We start from the raw sequence: 17,010 nt of genomic DNA, 5'->3' as shown, positions 1-17,010 counted from the left end.
GTGATGCCGCTATCACGCAGCATCGGGCCTCGTTGGCGTCTAGCTGGCCATGTCGATGCGGTGGTGCAACACTGCGGACGCATAGGCGTTCAAGCCGTATTCCTGCCATCGTCAAGTTCGAACATAGGTGCCTGCTCGGCATGTCCGCGACACGCAAGGCTGCATCCGATACGGTTTCCCCCGGTGTGCCGCTGTCGCCAGTGGGTGCTTCATCCGGCGATCAACGCCTGATCAGCACGCATTCGGCCTTCTGGGTGATGACTCGTCGCGTGACGATATTGGCAGCCTGTGTTGATGTGGCTTTCCTGGTGTTTTTTCTGGCTGTGGATTCGCCACTGTTGGCGTGGCTCAACGTGGTCAGTATTGGCATGTATGCCGTGGCCTACAGGCTACTGGTGCGACGCCGAAATTCCCCTGCGCTGTTGCTGATATGGACGGAGGTAGTCGCGCATGCCGCGATCGGCACCATGCTGGTGGGCTGGGACAGCGGCCTTCATTACTACCTACTGATGTTCATTCCCGCCATCGTGGTCAGCGGCGGCTGGCGCAGGGTGATGGCTCCGTTGATCGTTCTGTTCTTTTCCTATCTCGGCCTGCATGCCGCTGCCCATGCTGTCGGCGCGCTGGCTCCCCTGGGCGAGTCGGCGCTGCAGATTCTCAACGTGTTCAACGTTTCCATTTTCTTCGCGATGGCCAGTTACACGGCGCGCTTCTACTACGGGCTGGTGCGCAAGAGCGAGCGCAAGCTGCGCGAACTGGCGACCCGTGATGCGCTGACTGGATTGTCCAACCGGCGACATCTGATGGACCTGGCCTTGCCGGAAATCGCGCGGGCGCGACATGCCAGCGAGACGCTGTCACTGGTGCTCGCTGATATTGATGATTTCAAGCAGATCAACGATGGCCACGGTCACGAGGCGGGTGATCTGGTCCTGACGCAGGCTAGTCGACTGTTCCGCGAAGCATGCCGGACGCAGGACATCATCGCGCGCTGGGGCGGTGAGGAGTTTCTTTTCCTGCTGCCGAACACCGAGCCCGACGATGCGGTGGATTTCTCCGAGCGTGTACGTGCGGGTATCGCCGATATGCTGATCGATCACGCGGGCGAAACGATTGGCTTCACCCTCTCGATGGGCGTCGCCATACTGGCTACGGGGGAAGATCTGGACGACGCGATCGGTCGCGCCGACAGCGCGTTGTACCGAAGCAAGACCGATGGCCGTAACCGTGTGACGCTGGCGCCATTGACGGATACGGGAGCGTGTCCGGTCTGATTCGCTCGCTTTGGAAGCCGCGAATTTCACTTTGCGAGTTCTGATGAGCAATCGATTTTTCAGTGGTTCGTAATAGTGAGTCCGCCGTTCTTGTCGTCGCCATCGATACAGCAAGCCGCCGGTATCGAGCGTCATATTCCACAGGCACCAAGCCGACATGTGGGATCATTCGTTGCCCTGTTTTTATTGACCCCGTTTGAAGTTCGACGATGCTTTGTACCGACTGCCAATCCGGTTATCACGCACCCTACGATCGCTTTGATCGGCTGGCGACGAATCCCGCCGGCCCGACTTATCTCATGCGATGCAAGCAGTGCGGTGCCTTATGGAACGAGACGTCCGGCATGCCGGTGCTGCTCACCAGAACAGAGGCCAGGTGGCTGTATTCGCTGGCACGTATCTGAAAGCGAAGCTGTCTTTGCAGCGCCATTTTTGCCGCCTGTTGATTCTCTGTAGACACGATCCAGGCATAACCAAAGGTCCCCGGGTGAGTGATGTCGCGCCGATTTTCGGCGTCCTCGCCCACACTGCAGCTTCCCGAAGGCGGCCGCACGGCACGGTCCGCATAACGACCGATTCTGCAAGTTGACAACATAGCCGGCGCAGGCATCCTTGTTCGGCGCGGCGGCCTGGACCCGACGCTATTCTGCGAATGACACCCACGACGAATTCGATGGAGACCGGTATGTCCCAGCAAACAGCCACCTTCCGCCGGCTGCATGGCGGCCCCGAACCGCTGCGGCTCCCCAACGCCTGGGATGCCGGTAGCGCCAGACTGTTCGAAAGCCTCGGTGCATTGGCCATCGCCACCACCAGCGCGGGCGTGGCGTGGGCGCTGGGCTATCCAGACGGTGGCAAGATGCCTGCCGATGTGGCGATCGGCGCCGCCGCCAGCATGGTGCGAGTACTGCACGTGCCGTTGTCGGTCGATATGGAGAACGGCTACTCGGACGATGCAAACGTCGTGGGCGAAACCATCAGGCGGTTGCTCGATGCGGGCGTCGCCGGCATCAACATCGAGGACGGGCGGGACGCGCCAGGCAAACTCGCGGCGAAGATCGAAGCGATCAAGAATGCCGCGTCGAAGTCGGGTTTGGATATTTTCGTCAATGCCCGCACGGATGTTTTCCTGGCGAACCTGGTCGAGGCATCGAAGCGCGTCGACGAAGTGCTGTCGCGAGGCGCGACTTATCGTGCGGCGGGCGCCGATGGCTTGTTCGTTCCGGGGCTACGCGATGCGTCCGAGATCATCGCCGTCGTGGAAGGCGTCGGCCTGCCGATCAATCTCATGGCATACCCAGGTCTGGCGTCGGCGGATGAGTTGGGCAAGCTGGGCGTGCGACGCCTGAGCGCAGGCTCGGGCATTTCACAGATGCTCTGGGGGCAGGCGGAGAGATTGGCAAGGGATTTCCTCGACACAGGTCGCTCGGAATCGTTGGCCGAAGGCTCGATGCCCTATCCGCAGCTGCAGGCGTTGTTCGCTGGCAAGTGATGCGTCGTTGCTGGTGGGATTCGCGTTTCAGTAGTTCTGCGTTGCCGGGAGCAGCCCTTTTTGCGCATCCGGAACAACATGGGGAGAAAAGACATGACGATCAGCAGACGCTCAACCCAGGCCATTGTCGGCCTGGCCACGATCCTGGCCACGCTGTGCACGTCGCTGGCGATGGCGGCCCGACCCGACGATGCCGCTCTGATTGCCCGCGTCGATCGCGTGCTCGCCACGACGCCATTGATTGACGGTCACAACGATCTGGCGTGGGAAATTCGCGATCGTTTCGGCAATGCTGGCGGCGTGGACCTCAGCGTCAGTACGGCGAACCTTCCGCTGAAGCCGGAAGATGGTGAAATGCAGACGCCGTTGATGACGGACATCCCGCGCCTGCACAAAGGTCATCTCGGTGCGCAGTTCTGGTCGGTGTGGATTCCGCCGACGGTCACCGGTCCAGCAGCGGTGAAGATGACGCTCGAGCAGATCGATATCGTGCACACCTTGGTGGCGCGCTATCCGAAGGATCTGCAGATGGCCTATTCGGCGGACGACATCATGCAGGCGTTCAAGGCCGGCCGCGTGGCATCGCTGATCGGCATCGAGGGCGGGCACCAGGTCGACGATTCGTTGCCGATGCTGCGCCAGATGTATGCCGTCGGTGCGCGCTACATGACGCTGACCCACACGCTGGACAACGATTGGGCCGATTCCGCGACGGATGCGCCGAAGCATCATGGGCTGACGCCGTTCGGACGCGCGGTGGTGCATGAGATGAACCGCCTCGGCATGCTGGTCGATCTCAGCCATGTATCCCCGGATACGATGCGCGCTGCCCTGACTACCTCGGTCGCGCCAGTGATGTTTTCGCACTCCGGTGCACGTGCACTGGACGATCACCCACGAGACGTGCCGGACGATGTGTTGAAGATGGTGGCGCGCAACCATGGCATCGTCATGGTGACCTTTGCGCCTTCCTATGTGTCGACTGTTCGCAATCGCTGGGAAGCTGATCGCGCTGCCGAGCAGACCCGCTTCAACGCACCCCCTTACGCCGGCCTCTACATCGGTCAGCCCGAGCGGGCGAAGGCGGCGCTGGCCGAATGGGACCGCCAGCATCCCAAGCCCGTCGTCACGCTGGCGATGGTCGCCGATCACATCGAACACGTGCGCCAGATAGCAGGGATCGACTGCGTCGGGATCGGTTCCGATTTCGACGGCATTCCCGACACGCCACAAGGCCTGGAAGGTGTCGACAAGTACCCGGCCCTGCTCGTGGAGCTTGCACGACGTGGCTGGACCGACGAGGAACTCAGCAAGGTGGCCGGCGGGAACATGCTGCGGGTGTTGCGCGAAGCTGCCGTCGTAGCCAGGCAGCTGCAGTCAAGCGAGCCGCCATCATCGGCAACGATTGAGCAGCTGGATGCTGCCGTCGCGAAGAAACCTTCGTGAAGTAATCCTCATTACAGCAAAGGAGGAGACTCACTCCTCCTTATCCGGGCTAGAGCCGATGCCAAGCAGGGCTCAGTCAAGCCGTTCGCTCCACCTTGCCACCACCCCTGATCTCCACTAGCTTGCCCCGACTGGCATTTGCGGGATAACGCTCTTGAGAGTTTCCATCGGCAAACGTCTGTTCTTCGCGGTGCTGCTGTCGATCATGGCGGTGGCGGGGATTGGCGTGGAGCTCGTTCGCTGGAAGCTGTCTGGCAACTGTTCACAGTACGACGCCAATATCGAAATGGATCGTCTCGGCGGTCTGATCGGCGCGCTGTCCATGCAGTATCGGCAACACCACGACTGGTCATTTCTGCCTGCGTCATCGGAGGAACGGACGAGCTGGCTGCACAATGAGCTGGCACGCGTGCAGACCGATCAGGATGCGAAACCCGGTGACACGCCGCTGTCGCCGAGCCTGGGTTATCGCGTCGGCCTGCTGGACGACAGCGGGCGTTACCTGGCTGGTGCGATCGCGAATCGGATCATGGTCGTGGTGGCGTCGATCGACCGGGTCCAGCATCCCATCGTCGTTGATGGCAAGGTCGTCGGCTATCTCGTCGTCGCCAAATCGCAGAATCCTGACGACGAGTTGGCCGTCGCTTTCCTGATTGAGCAACAGAAAAGCCTGTTGATCATCGCCGCCATCGGCGTGCTGTTGAGTGTGCTGGCAGCCGGCTTGCTTGCAGCGCATTTCCGCAAGCCGGTGAAGCAGCTGGTCGACGGCTCGCGCCGGCTGGGGCAGGGGCAGTTCGATACACGACTGTCGATACGACGCAGCGACGAACTGGGTGAACTGGCCGACACCTTCAATCAGGTCGCGGCACGGCTGGAGGACACGGAGCGCTGGCGCCAGCAGTGGGTCGCCGATACCTCACATGAGTTGCGCACGCCGCTTTCGGTGCTGCGCGCGCAAATGGAAGCGCTTCAGGACGGTATCCGCATCGCCACGCCCGACACTATCGCGTTGATGCTGAGGCAGGTGCTGTCGCTGACGAAACTGGTCGATGAACTGCACGAGCTGGCGCGCGCAGATCTGGGGCAGCGGCACTACGACAAGACATCGACGGACGCGTGGCAACTGGTGCAGGACGTCTTCGCGGGCTACTCCGAGAAATTTCGCGTCGCGGGGCTGGCCGCTTCGATCGGCACGGCACCGGTGCGTTCGACCGTGCATGGCGATGAGGAGCGGCTGCGTCAGGTCATCACCAACCTGCTGGAAAACGGCGTGCGTTACACCGATACCGGCGGTCGCATTGTCGTCCATGGTGCGGTGGTCGGCCCTGAGCTGCACATCGCAATTGATGACTCGGCACCGGCCGTTCCCGAGCATCTGCTCGACCACCTAGGCGAGCGATTCTTCCGCGTCGAATCCTCGCGCAACCGACAACTCGGCGGTGCGGGGTTGGGTCTGGCACTCAGCCGGCACATTCTCGATGCGCACGATGGCCAGCTCGTATTCGCTGCATCGTCACTGGGCGGCCTGCGCGCCACCATCGTGCTGCCGCTGGAAGGCTGAGATGACCGCAAGCATCCTCATCGTTGAAGACGAAAACGACCTGTCTTCGGTCATGGCCGACTACGTGAGCGCCGCGGGTTACGAAGTGCGGGTGATCGCCGATGGTCGCGAAGCACTCGCCAGCGTGCAGCGCGCCATGCCCGACCTGATCGTGCTGGACATCATGCTGCCGAACCTCGATGGCTTGGCGCTATGCAGGGCGGTGCGGGAATTTTCCGAGGTGCCGATCATCATGGTTACTGCCAGGGTGCAGGAGATCGATCGACTGCTGGGCTTGGAAATCGGCGCCGACGACTATCTATGCAAGCCCTTCAGTCCGCGCGAACTGGTCGCCCGCATCAAGGCCATCCTGCGTCGCTCGCACAAACCGGACAACAACGCGCGGCTGATCGATATCAACGAGGCCGAGCGCAGCGTGCGCATCGGCTCGCAGCTGCTGGATCTCACGCCGACGGAATACAGCCTGCTCGCTGCGATGACGAAGCGCCAGGGCGCCATCTTCTCGCGGGCACAACTGCTCGACTTGGCTAGCCGCGACACCCTGGACGTTACCGACCGCGCGGTCGACAGCCACATCAAAAATCTGCGCCGGAAACTCGCCGTGGTGATGCCCGATGCCGAGGTCATCCATTCCGTCTACGGACTTGGCTACCGGTTCGAGCTGTAAGGCATCGCCGTATCCCCACAATGTCTCCACATTTCCTTGTGACGCTGGACTCGTCGGCTACCGATGAAGATCACAACGAGGAGTGCGCAGATGGATACCAAGCGAAAGACCAAGGCAGCACGCATCGCCATGCTGGCCGGTGCCGGTATGCTCGGTGCGGCAGGGTTCGTGCTGTTCGGCATGCCCAGCCATGCCCAGTCGGGGCCACCACAGAAAGACATGACCGTGGACAAGTCCATCCGCAGCGAAGTGATCGACGGCATCATCGCCAATCTTGATCGCGCCTACGTCTTTCCGGACAAGGCCGCGATGATGGGGAAAAACCTGCATGCACAACTGCAGCACGGTGATTTCGATTCAGTGACGAGTGCCGAGAAATTTGCCGACATGCTCACCGATGCGCTGCAGCGCGACAGCCACGATCGGCATCTGGTGGTGCGTTACTTCGAAGACGCGATACCGCTGAAGCAAGATTCGGACGACTCACCCGTCGACAAGGCCGCGGAACTGGCCGACGAGAGTCATTTCAATTTCGGTTTCAACGGCGTCGACCGTCTCAAGGGCGATATCGGCTATATCGACCTGCATCAGTTCGGTCGGCCGCAGGGAGTGGCTATGCGGATCGCCGCAGCCATGACTCTGCTCGGCGATACCAAGGCCCTGGTCATCGATCTGCGTCACTGCAGCGGCGGCGATCCAGAATCCGTGATGCTGTTTGCCAGCTATCTGTACGACAAGCCCACCCATCTCAACGACGTCTACTGGCGCGACGAGAACCGCACCGAACAGCGATGGACCCAGGCCAGTGTGCCGGGCACGAAGTATGGCGAAACGCGCAAGCTCTATCTGCTGACCAGCAGCGATACGTTTTCCGGCTGCGAGGACTTCGCCTATGCGCTGAAGAACAACAAGCGCGCCACCCTGGTCGGAGAGACCACCGGCGGTGGTGCACATGCGGGCAGTCCGCATCGACTGGACGCGCACTTCATGATGTTTGTCCCCTCCGGCAGGCCAATCAACCCGATCACGCATACGGATTGGGAAAGGGTAGGCGTCGAGCCGGATATCAAGGCTTCAGCGAAGAATGCACTCGACCTAGCGCAAATTACCGCCTTGAAAGCGCTGATTCCTGTCGAGTCAGATCCCGAGTGGAAAAAGAAACTGCAGGAGCGGCTCCAAGAGCTGGATTGACATGCAGGATAGCGGTCGAGACCACTTCTGCGATAAAACTCTGACCTGGCAGGAGCGTGGGTCAGAGCCCAGCGAATCATCCGCGGCCTGGTAGCATGCAAATGCCTTCAGGGCATGTCTGTGGTCTTTGCTTATTGCACGCAAGCGGCGCTTGCGACTGCCAGCTTCAGCGATAGGCTGCCGTGCTTCATTCTTCAATAAGTGGGTGAGACGCCGGTTCCTGTGGGCGCTTATTCCCCACGAAACTCTGCCCGCAAAATACAAAATACCCGTCAACGAAAAGTCTTGTACGCATAGATCTTTGCTTTGTGGACGGAGCCGTGCAGGTGGGTAGACGAGAGCAGGACATGACCTTCGGCATATCCGGTGCGGCGCCGCACGGTCTACCCTCGGTTATCCACCGGGGAGTTATATCCATGTTGAAACCATTGATTGCAGGTATCGCGTTGGCCATCAGCGGCGCTGTCGCCGCACAGGCTGCGCCCGCCAGTTCATCCACTTCCGCCGCGCCAGCCACGCCGGCCTGGGTGACCAGGAGCGACGCCGACGCCCAGCCGTTGCTGAAAGTGTTGGCCGACTTCAACCCTGAGTTTGCCTCGCAGTTCGGTTTTCCTGGCTACGACGACAAGGCGATCGATCTCAAGCCGAACGTGGGCGAACGCTCGCGTGCCGCGATGACGGCAGCGCGTGACGAACTGCAGAAAAATCTGGCGACGGAAACCGATGCAGATGTGCGTCAGGATCTTCAGATCATGATCAAGGCAGCCGATCGCAATATCGAGGACAGCAAGCTCAACGAGCAGTATTTGCTGCCTTACACCGACGTCGGCCAGACCGTTTTCCAGGGCGAGTTCACCCTGCTGCAGGATCAGGTCGCCGCCGCACGCCGACCATCCGCGCTCAAGCGCCTGCAGTGCTATGTCGGCATGACCGCCGGCTGCACACCGGTAACCAAGGAAGCCCAGGCGCTGTTCCAGGCGAAGCTGGACAATCCGAAGCTGATTGGCCCGTACAAGGTCGAGGTCGAACAGAACCTGGCCAACACCGCACGTTATGTCGACGGCATCCGCAAGCTGTACGCCAAGTACAAGATCGACGGTGCCGGCCCCGCACTGGACGCGATGCAGAAGCAATTGAACGACTACGACGCATGGGTCAAGTCCACTGTGCTGCCGCACGCGCGTACCGACTTCCGCCTGCCGGCAGCGGTATATGCCAACAATCTCAAGCAAGTCGGTCTCGACATCAGTCCGCAGGACCTGATCAAAAAGGCCGAGCTGGAGTTCATGGAAACCCAGGCGCAGATGCAGATGATGGCGCCGGACGTGGCGAAGGCCGAGAACATCAATGCCACCGACTACCGCGACGTGATCAAGGGCCTGAAGAAGCAGCAGCTCGATCGCGATTCGATCGAACCGTACTACCACCAAGTGATCGGCAAGATCCAGGACATCATCCGCCAGCAGGGCATCGTCTCATTGCCCAACCGCGAGATGATCATGCGTGTGGCTTCGGAAGCAGAGAGTGCGGCGGAGCCGGCGCCGCACATGGACCCGCCGCCGCTGATCAACAACCACGGCGAACGTGGCGCCTTCGTGTTGCCGCTCGGCAATCCGCCGAACGGCAAGGGCGACAACCAGGCTTACGACGACTTCACCTGCAAGGCTTGCGCATGGACGCTCACCGCGCACGAAGGGCGGCCGGGACACGAGCTGCAGTTCTCGGCGATGGTGGAGCATGGCGTCTCGCTGGCGCGATCGCTGTTCGCCTTCAACAGTGTCAATGTCGAGGGTTGGGCGCTCTATTCCGAATACATGATGATGCCGTACGAGCCGAAGGGCGGGCAGATGATCGCGCTGCAACTGCGCCTGCTGCGTGCGGCGCGTGCGTTCCTCGATCCAATGCTCAATCTCGGCCTGATCACGCATGATCGTGCGCACGACATTCTGGTCAACGACGTGGGTCTGTCCGAGGCGTTTGCTCGCGAAGAACTCGACCGCTTCACCTTTCGCTCGCCGGGTCAGGCCACCGCTTACTTCTACGGCTACTCGCGCTTGCTGGAACTGCGTGCGCACACGCAGATCGAACTCGGCAACAACTTCAACCTGAAACAGTTCAACGACTTTCTCATAGCACAGGGTCTGCTGCCGCCCGATCAGCTCGCCGAAGCTGTCGACACGCAGTTCATTCCCGCCCACGGCGGCAAGCGCCTCCAATAATCCGGTTGGCACGTCAGCCCGGTAGATTTCTGCTGGGCTGACGTCACTGGGTGATTGCTGAGCTTTTCGTTGTCGATGCGCCGGGCACGGCCCCTCGATGATGGGACCGGGGAGGTCAGCATGCGCCTTACCCTAAGAGGGATGCCGCCTCATTTCCTGTGCTGGTGGAACCTGTCATCAACGGGCTCTGTGCCAGCTACCCGATTATTTATCCGGCCTGCTTTGCCAGTGCCCATGCAACGGTTTCTTTCATCGGTGTGGTGGGACGTCCGATGAGCTTGCTCAACTGTTTGCTGTCGTCGAAGAGGCCGCCAGCGCTGGCGCCGATGCCCGAGTCGGCGAGCACGCCGGCCATGTGTTCCGGCATGCCAGCGGCGACCAGCGCAGCCTTGTAATCGAGCTCCGGCATGTTCACGTACGGCACGAGCTTTTTCGACTGCTTGCTGATCTCGGCGGCGAACTCCGCCAGCGTATAGCTGGAGTCTCCGGCCAGCTCATAAATGTGGTTGCCTTGAAGGTTGTTCGTGAGAACGGCGGCAGCAGCGGCGGCGTAGTCGTCCCGCGATGCGGACGAGATACGGCCTTCGCCGGCAGATCCGATCAGCGCGTTGTGAGCGAGCGCTGCCGGAATGGCGAGGGCGTAGTTCTCCGTATACCAACTGTTGCGCAGCAATGCGTAGGGGAGGCCGGAAGCGAGAATGCTGACTTCGGTCTGGCGATGTTCGTCAGCCAGCGCCAACGGCGATGAATCGGCGTGCAGGAGGCTGGTATAGGCAATGAGCTGTATCTTCGCGCGTTTGGCGGCATCCACCACAGCTTGATGCTGGGTTATCCGCTTGCCGAGCTCGTTGGAAGAGATCAGCAATACTTTGGTTGCTCCGTGGAAAGCGCTATCCAGAGTGGACGGCTCATCGTAATCGGCTTTGCGAACCTGCAGGCCCGACGCAGCAAGATCAGCCGCCTTGTCGGGGTTGCGTACGGCGGCAACGATTTGGGCCGCGGGCACGGATTTGAGCAGGTTGTCGATAACGAGTCGGCCAAGTTGGCCGGTGGCGCCGGTGATGACGATCATGGGGATGTCTCTCTGTTTGAATGTGAGAGCACGTTAACCTTTACACTTACGTTTAGTAAGTACTGACATAAAGGTAAGTATTCATGAGCGCACGAGAGAAACTTTCCGAGAACGTGAAGCCGCTGGCGTCACGACTGCGGCAAGGCGAACTGCTTTCAACGGATTGCCCGTCTCGCAAGGTGCTGATGCATGTCACCAGTCGATGGGGCGTGCTGGTGCTGCTGGTGTTGCTCGACGGCATGCATCGCTTCAGCGAACTACGACGAAAAGTCGGCGGAGTCAGCGAGAAGATGCTGTCGCAGACTCTGCAATTGCTCGAAGGGGACGGATTTCTTCAGCGCAAGTCATTGCCGGTGATGCCGCCCCACGTCGAGTACACGCTGACGCCGTTAGGTCGAGAGGTTGCCGAGCATGTCAGTGGGCTGGGCGAGTGGATCGAGGTCAATCTACCGCGCATCATGCTGGCTCGCCGCCAGGGCACCAGCAAATCGGCAAGCAGGATGCATGCTTCCAAATAAGCACTTTGCAGTCGTCGCTGGCTCAAGCCCGTCGCGAATCAGCCATCCAGAGGAGGCCCGTAGCTGATGACGATCAGCATGCGGGCCTCCCATGCACGGCGATATCCGCGGCAGGTCAGTTCGACAACTTGTAGGCGATAACATAGTCGCCAAGCTTGGTGCCAAAGGAGCCGTGACCACCCGCGGCGGTAATCACGTATTGCTGGCCATCGACGGCATAGCTCATCGGCGTCGACTGGCCACCGGCGGGGAGACGATCCTGCCACAGCTGTTCGCCGGTGCTGACGTCATACGCACGAATGTAATAGTCCAGCGTCGAGGTGAGGAAGGCGACGCCACCGGCCGTGGTCATCGGGCCGCCCAGGGTCGGTACGCCCAGCTTGAACGGCAGAGGCACCGGCGAGCTGTCGCGGATAGTGCCGTTCTTGTGCATCCAGACGATCTTCTTGGTCTTCAGGTCAATGCCGGCCATGTAGCCCCATGGTGGCCGCATGCAAGGAATGCCGATCGGTGAGAGCAAGGCATGCAGATCGACGCCATACGGTGTGCCATACATCGGCTGGACGCCGTTTTCGGTGCCGGACGGATGCGCGTTGTTCGGTGCTGCCGGATTGTTCGGGCCGCGCGGTATCAGGGTCGATACGAAGGGAACTGCCATCGGATTGGCGATGGCAATCTGCCTGACCGGATCCACCGCTATACCGCCCCATTCGAACATGCCGAGGTTGCCGGGGAAGACCAGCGTGCCCTGCAGCGAGGGTGGAGTGAAGGTGCCTTCATAGCGCAGCCGGTGGAAGGTGATACGGCACGCCAGCTGGTCGAAGATCGTGGCGCCCCACATATCGGCACCGGTCAGCTTTGCTTCGGGCCGGAAGGTCAATTCGGAGAACGGCTGGGTCGGCGACGTACGATCGCCGGGAGCAGCCCCTTGGGGTACTGGGCGCTCTGGGGCCGGCACGATGGGTTGGCCGGTGCGGCGATCCAGCACGAACAGATTGCCGGTCTTGGCCGGTTGCATCACGGCGGGAACTACACCGTTGGCTGTCGGCAGGTCGACCAGGGTCGGCTGGGAGGGTAGATCCATGTCCCACAGATCGTGGTGCACGGTCTGGTACGACCAGACGCGCTTGCCGGTGTTGATGTCCAGCGCAACCAGCGCGCTCGAATAACGTTCGGCCAACGGCGTGCGGTTGCCGGCCCAGATATCCGGCGTCTGCACACCCATCGGCATGTAGACCAGGCCGAGCTTCGGATCGTAGGACGCCGTCATCCAGGAATTGGGCGAGTTGTTGGTGTAGGTGTGCGTCGCCGAGGGCAGGGCATTCTCATCCTGCGCGCCCGAATCCCAGGCCCAGACCAGCTTGCCGGTATGGATGTCGAAACCACGAATGACACCGGACGGCTCGCGTGTGGAATAGTTGTCGATGACCGCGCCCGCGACGACCAGGATCTTGTCACTGACGATCGGCGGCGAGGTCGGCTCGTAGAAGCCCGGTGTGTGCTCGCCCATGCCTTCTTCCAGGCTCAGCGTGCCGTGGTCACCGAAGCTGTCGCACAGTTTGCCGCTATCGGCGTTGAGCGCAATCATCCGGCCATCGTTGACCGGCAGGAAGATCGTGCGCGGGCAGTCGGTCGGCGCCGGCGTGCCATCGGCGTTGAGCGCGCCGGCCACGGTCTCGTGATACGACACGCCGCGGCAGGTCAGGTGCTGAAAGGTCGGGTTGTCCTGCACTTTGGGGTCATACGTCCAGCGCAGTGTGCCGGTCTTCGCATCGAGCGCGAACAGGCGCTGATGTTGCGAGCAAAGGTAGAGCGTGTCGCGCACCTTGATCGGGGTGACCTCGAACGTGGTTTCCACCGGATCGTTCTTGCCAGACAGGTCGCCGGTGCGGAAGGTCCACGCCACTTTCAGATGCTTGACGTTGGCCGGGGTGATCTGGGTCAGCGGTGAATAGCGCTGGCCGAACTGGGTACGACCGTAATCGCGCCAGTCTTCATCCGGTTGAGCGTCATCATTCGCCGAAAGCGATCCTGCAGCGGCGCCCGCAACGGATGCCGCGATGTTGCCGTTGATATCGTGATAGTTCGAGCCCAGACCGATGGCCAATACGACGACGCTGAGGATGGCTGCAATCCACAACGGCCACGTCGGAGTCCTGGTGGTCGGACTCTCATCGCGACCCAGATTGCGGGTGATCCATGGGGTCAGCAGCCACAGGCCCAGCGGAAAGATGATGTCGACGCGAGCTGCCAGTGGCCACCAGTCGAAGCCGATGTCGCTGATCGACCAGGCCAGGGTGCCGATCACGACGATGGCATAGACCCACAATGCCGACCGTCGCCCCGCCAGCAGCAGGATGCCGGTGAGCAGGATGCCGAGACCGGCAATGGCATAGAAAGGCGAACCGCCCAGGGCAATGAGCCAGGCGCCACCGCCGCCGAGCGCCAAACCTATCAGGATAAAAACGATGCCAGTAATGCTTGGAATGGTTCGCGATCTGCGTGGAGATTGCATGGCGGCCTCGTGCTTGGCGTTCACTGGAAGTGATCAAAGATCGCTATGGCACTGACTTTCAGGCGTTGCCGCCAGGTTCCGGTCAGCATCGAACTGACGATACATTTATTCGATCAAATAATCAGCATGGCGTTATCGGTTGTCATGTTTTCAGTGGTAGCCGAATCGCCTGGGCTATAAATGCGCAAGCCAGTTTCGCGCCAGCTGCAATCGAACCAGTGGCAATCGAATTTCCGTAAAGGGTGATGGGAGTCAGCTACCAGCCCTCAACACTTCACTGTGCCGCCCGCAATTGGCACGCACGGGTGGAAGACGGGCGGTGGTGCTGGCGTGGGCGGGCCAACTGGGCCGGGGCCGTGACCACCACCGTAAGGCGGGCCGCCGCCCCAGTAGCCAGGGCCAGCGTTGTAGTACGGCCCCACATTGTTGTTGACCGGCTGGGACAGTTGATCAAGGTACTCGGCGTTTTGCTGGCGCAGCGCATCGTTCTCACCTTGCAGCCGGCTGCGGCTGGCTGCGGCATCGATCAGTGCCTGCTGTCGGTCGGCTTCTTCGCGCTGTCTTTCCAGGGCGGCTTCGTCAGCCTGCTGCTGGGCCTTGGCTTCCATCCGCTGCTTGCGAGCTTCGAGGCGCTGTTTATAGAGCGAATCGATATTGTGCGAAACCGCATAGCGTTTGGCGACATCGTCCTGACCCAGGTCGAGATATTGGTCAATGATTTCGCTGTCGTCGGCCTGGTGGAGCAACTCGCCTTTACCGCCAGGGCAGGGTCGGTCGGTGTAAGCGACCTGCCCATTCTTGGTGCACTTGTAGATGTCTTGCGCGCCAGCAGATCCCGCAGCGCCCAGCAGCAGAATGAGGACGCACAGAAGGCGATTTTCCCGGGTCAGAATTTCCATAGTCACGTGCATTCTGCGCCAACGCCACGTAATGAAAGCGTTGAGGTGGAAAATACCGCATTACGGTTGCTTTTGAATCACCCCATAGCTTTCCCTGGCGGCGCCACGATGACTGGCTCGTGTTCGTGCTGTTCTGGTTTCGAGCATGCCGAAGTCAGATTTCGGCGCCTCTACCTGCTCCGTTTCAGATGGCCATTTATTAGCGCAAAGTAGTCATGTTGGGCACGGTTTGCGCGTGGAGATTGGCGTCGCCAGGTTGTATTGTCATCCACGCCGTCATCGCCGACGGTCCATGCCGATGGACTCAGGAGATTTCCATGCAAGGTTCCACTGATCTGGGCAAGTTGGTGCTTCGCGTTGTGCTGGGTGTCTTGATCTTGTTTCATGGTGTTTCAAAATTGATCCACGGTCCGGGCTATGTGCTTGGCGTCGTGGCCGAGGCTGGCCTGCCATCGTTCATCGCCTACGGCGTCTATATCGGCGAGGTTGTTGCGCCGGTGCTGCTCATCCTGGGTCTGCTGGCGCGATTGGGTGCGGTGATCATCGCCATCAACATGGTTGTCGCGCTCGCACTGGTGCATGTGAGTCAGTTGATCTCGCTGGCTAATACAGGCGGCTGGGCGCTGGAATTGCAGGGCATGTACTTGGGCACCGCCGTTGCCATCGCGCTGCTTGGCGCTGGACGTTTCAGTGTGGGTGGCAGTAACGGCCGCTGGAACTGACAAGTGTCCGTTTTGCTGCTCCTGAACCGAACGAACGCCAGTTATTGAAGCATGGCGTTCGTTCGATCTCTAAACTTGATGATGGTTCGATCACCATCGAGAGCCATTGCAAAAATTGCTGTTAACTGAATCAGACGGCTATTTCGTTTTCCTTGGAAACGCAGTAGTGGCGCGATGTCCGGACGTCCAAAAGAAGCCAAGCTGAAGATCGATAATCATTTTGCACTGCACCACTTGTCAGCGTGATTCAATTTGCGTAGTTTTAGATGCATGCTTTCTGCCTTCATCCATAGCCGTCCTTTGCTCCGCGCGTTGATCGCGTTGGTGCTGTTTGCCGGACTGTTGGGTACGGCGGCAGCGACGCATGCGAGTCTCACCTCTGTGCACTCGGTAGCTGCGGTTGTCGATACCGTCAATGGCGATCTCGATACCTCCGCGCTTGATGACACCGTGTCGGCGGAGGATAACGGCCCCAATGACACGCTTGATGTCCCGGATGCTTTGACGGTGCCGCAGGCACTACCTCCAAAGTCCCGTCCGACGACGGCACATGCAGCCCCGCTGCAGTGGCACGCCACGTCCGAGCTGCGTCCACCGATCGTCTAGGCGCCATGCCTGCCGCCGTCTGTCCGGACGCGGCCTTTCTCTTCCTTTCAGCCCTTCGAAGCGCCATCGGCGCAGACGGGCATCTGTTTTCGCTTCGCCGCTTTCGCGGCGTGGCCACCTATTTCCGGAGATATCCCATGGAACGCATGATTGATGGTTTTGCCCGTTTTCGCCGTGAAGTTTTTCCCGAGCAGCGCGAGGTATTCGAGCGCCTGGCCAACGGCCAGAGTCCACACACGATGTTCATTACCTGCGCCGATTCGCGGGTGATGCCCGAGATGATGTTTTCGGCGCAGCCGGGTGAGCTGTTCGTCTATCGCAACATCGGCAACATCGTGCCGCCGTATGCGCAGCACGTCAGCGGCGTGGTCGCTGCGGTGGAGTACGCCGTGAAGGTGCTCAAGGTGCAGCACATCGTGATCTGTGGACACTCGGATTGCGGCGCGATGAAAGCCTTGCAACATCCTGAAAAACTCGAAGGCATGCCATCGGTGGAAACCTGGCTCAAGCATGCGGATGTGGCGCAGCATGTCACTGCCGAGAAATGTGCGCATTTGCACGGGGAGGATTACTTGCGTTGCCTCACCGAGGAGAACGTGGTCGCTCAGCTTGAGCATTTGCGCACGTTGCCAGCGGTGGCCGTCGGCATGGCCAAAGGCAGTTTGACTATCCACGGATGGATCTTCGAAATTCCTGACGCCAAGCTGCGCGTGTTCGATGGTACCAAGGGCAAGTTTGTCGATGTGCCGCTATCGGGCTCTGCCATGCCCGAGGCGTCGCCGAGGACTCGCTTTGCCTCGCTTGTTGCCACGGCCGCGTAAGGTGCCC

15 protein-coding genes are annotated in these 17,010 nt (G+C 60.5%); 11 read left to right on the top strand and 4 right to left on the bottom strand.

Annotation, left to right across the window (positions count from 1 at the left end; genetic code table 11):
* The first annotated feature begins 140 nt into the window (after positions 1-140).
* A complete protein-coding gene (locus HDE79_RS07810) occupies positions 141-1,274 on the top strand; it encodes a diguanylate cyclase (RefSeq protein ID WP_184601377.1) in 1,134 nt (377 codons plus the stop codon).
* A gap of 292 nt (positions 1,275-1,566) precedes the next feature.
* On the opposite strand, the gene HDE79_RS07805 is transcribed toward HDE79_RS07810, so the two are convergent.
* Complete coding sequence (locus HDE79_RS07805; protein WP_184601376.1) at positions 1,567-1,800, bottom strand: hypothetical protein; 234 nt, start codon at positions 1,798-1,800, stop codon at positions 1,567-1,569.
* 159 nt (positions 1,801-1,959) lie between these two features.
* On the opposite strand from HDE79_RS07805, the gene HDE79_RS07800 reads away from it, so the two are divergent.
* The 6 genes from HDE79_RS07800 (at position 1,960) to HDE79_RS07775 (ending at position 9,850) form a co-directional block, all read left to right on the top strand.
* Complete coding sequence (locus tag HDE79_RS07800) at positions 1,960-2,766, top strand: isocitrate lyase/phosphoenolpyruvate mutase family protein (protein ID WP_184601375.1); 807 nt, start codon at positions 1,960-1,962, stop codon at positions 2,764-2,766.
* A gap of 93 nt (positions 2,767-2,859) precedes the next feature.
* Positions 2,860-4,212: a dipeptidase gene (locus HDE79_RS07795; RefSeq protein WP_184601374.1), complete on the top strand. Its 1,353-nt coding sequence runs from the start codon at positions 2,860-2,862 to the stop codon at positions 4,210-4,212.
* A gap of 154 nt (positions 4,213-4,366) precedes the next feature.
* On the top strand, positions 4,367-5,773 hold the full coding sequence (locus HDE79_RS07790) for an ATP-binding protein (RefSeq protein WP_184601373.1): 1,407 nt from the start codon (positions 4,367-4,369) through the stop codon (positions 5,771-5,773).
* 1 nt (position 5,774) lies between these two features.
* Positions 5,775-6,440: a response regulator gene (locus HDE79_RS07785; RefSeq protein ID WP_184601372.1), complete on the top strand. Its 666-nt coding sequence runs from the start codon at positions 5,775-5,777 to the stop codon at positions 6,438-6,440.
* Positions 6,441-6,530: 90 nt separating this feature from the next.
* Positions 6,531-7,631, top strand: a complete 1,101-nt coding sequence (locus tag HDE79_RS07780; RefSeq protein WP_184601371.1) for a S41 family peptidase — start codon at positions 6,531-6,533, stop codon at positions 7,629-7,631.
* Positions 7,632-8,047: 416 nt separating this feature from the next.
* On the top strand, positions 8,048-9,850 hold the full coding sequence (locus HDE79_RS07775; protein ID WP_184601370.1) for a DUF885 domain-containing protein: 1,803 nt from the start codon (positions 8,048-8,050) through the stop codon (positions 9,848-9,850).
* Positions 9,851-10,058: 208 nt separating this feature from the next.
* Here the strand turns inward: HDE79_RS07775 and HDE79_RS07770 are convergent, their stop codons facing one another.
* The gene (locus HDE79_RS07770) at positions 10,059-10,922 is read right to left on the bottom strand and encodes an SDR family oxidoreductase (RefSeq protein WP_184601369.1); all 864 of its coding nucleotides are present in this window, start codon (positions 10,920-10,922) and stop codon (positions 10,059-10,061) included.
* 83 nt (positions 10,923-11,005) lie between these two features.
* On the opposite strand from HDE79_RS07770, the gene HDE79_RS07765 reads away from it, so the two are divergent.
* A complete protein-coding gene (locus HDE79_RS07765) occupies positions 11,006-11,440 on the top strand; it encodes a helix-turn-helix domain-containing protein (RefSeq protein ID WP_184601368.1) in 435 nt (144 codons plus the stop codon).
* A gap of 115 nt (positions 11,441-11,555) precedes the next feature.
* On the opposite strand, the gene HDE79_RS07760 is transcribed toward HDE79_RS07765, so the two are convergent.
* A complete protein-coding gene (locus HDE79_RS07760; protein ID WP_184601367.1) occupies positions 11,556-13,955 on the bottom strand; it encodes a glucose/quinate/shikimate family membrane-bound PQQ-dependent dehydrogenase in 2,400 nt (799 codons plus the stop codon).
* A gap of 266 nt (positions 13,956-14,221) precedes the next feature.
* Positions 14,222-14,854, bottom strand: a complete 633-nt coding sequence (locus HDE79_RS07755) for a DUF4124 domain-containing protein (protein ID WP_184601632.1) — start codon at positions 14,852-14,854, stop codon at positions 14,222-14,224.
* A gap of 317 nt (positions 14,855-15,171) precedes the next feature.
* Here HDE79_RS07755 and HDE79_RS07750 point away from each other — a divergent pair, with 317 nt between their 5' ends.
* The 3 genes from HDE79_RS07750 to HDE79_RS07740 all read left to right on the top strand — a co-directional run bounded on the left by HDE79_RS07750 (position 15,172) and on the right by HDE79_RS07740 (position 17,003).
* Positions 15,172-15,576 carry a DoxX family protein gene (locus HDE79_RS07750; RefSeq protein ID WP_184601366.1) on the top strand — a complete coding sequence of 135 codons (405 nt, stop codon included), beginning with the start codon at positions 15,172-15,174 and terminating at the stop codon, positions 15,574-15,576.
* Between the two features lie 270 nt (positions 15,577-15,846).
* On the top strand, positions 15,847-16,182 hold the full coding sequence (locus HDE79_RS07745) for a hypothetical protein (RefSeq protein ID WP_184601365.1): 336 nt from the start codon (positions 15,847-15,849) through the stop codon (positions 16,180-16,182).
* 137 nt (positions 16,183-16,319) lie between these two features.
* Positions 16,320-17,003, top strand: coding sequence for a carbonic anhydrase (locus tag HDE79_RS07740; protein WP_184601364.1), 684 nt, complete (start codon positions 16,320-16,322; stop codon positions 17,001-17,003).
* The last annotated feature ends 7 nt before the right edge of the window (positions 17,004-17,010 follow it).

The sequence above is a fragment of the Rhodanobacter sp. MP1X3 genome (assembly GCF_014207165.1).
Lineage (GTDB): Bacteria > Pseudomonadota > Gammaproteobacteria > Xanthomonadales > Rhodanobacteraceae > Rhodanobacter.
This window is presented reverse-complemented; position numbering and strand designations above follow the sequence as displayed.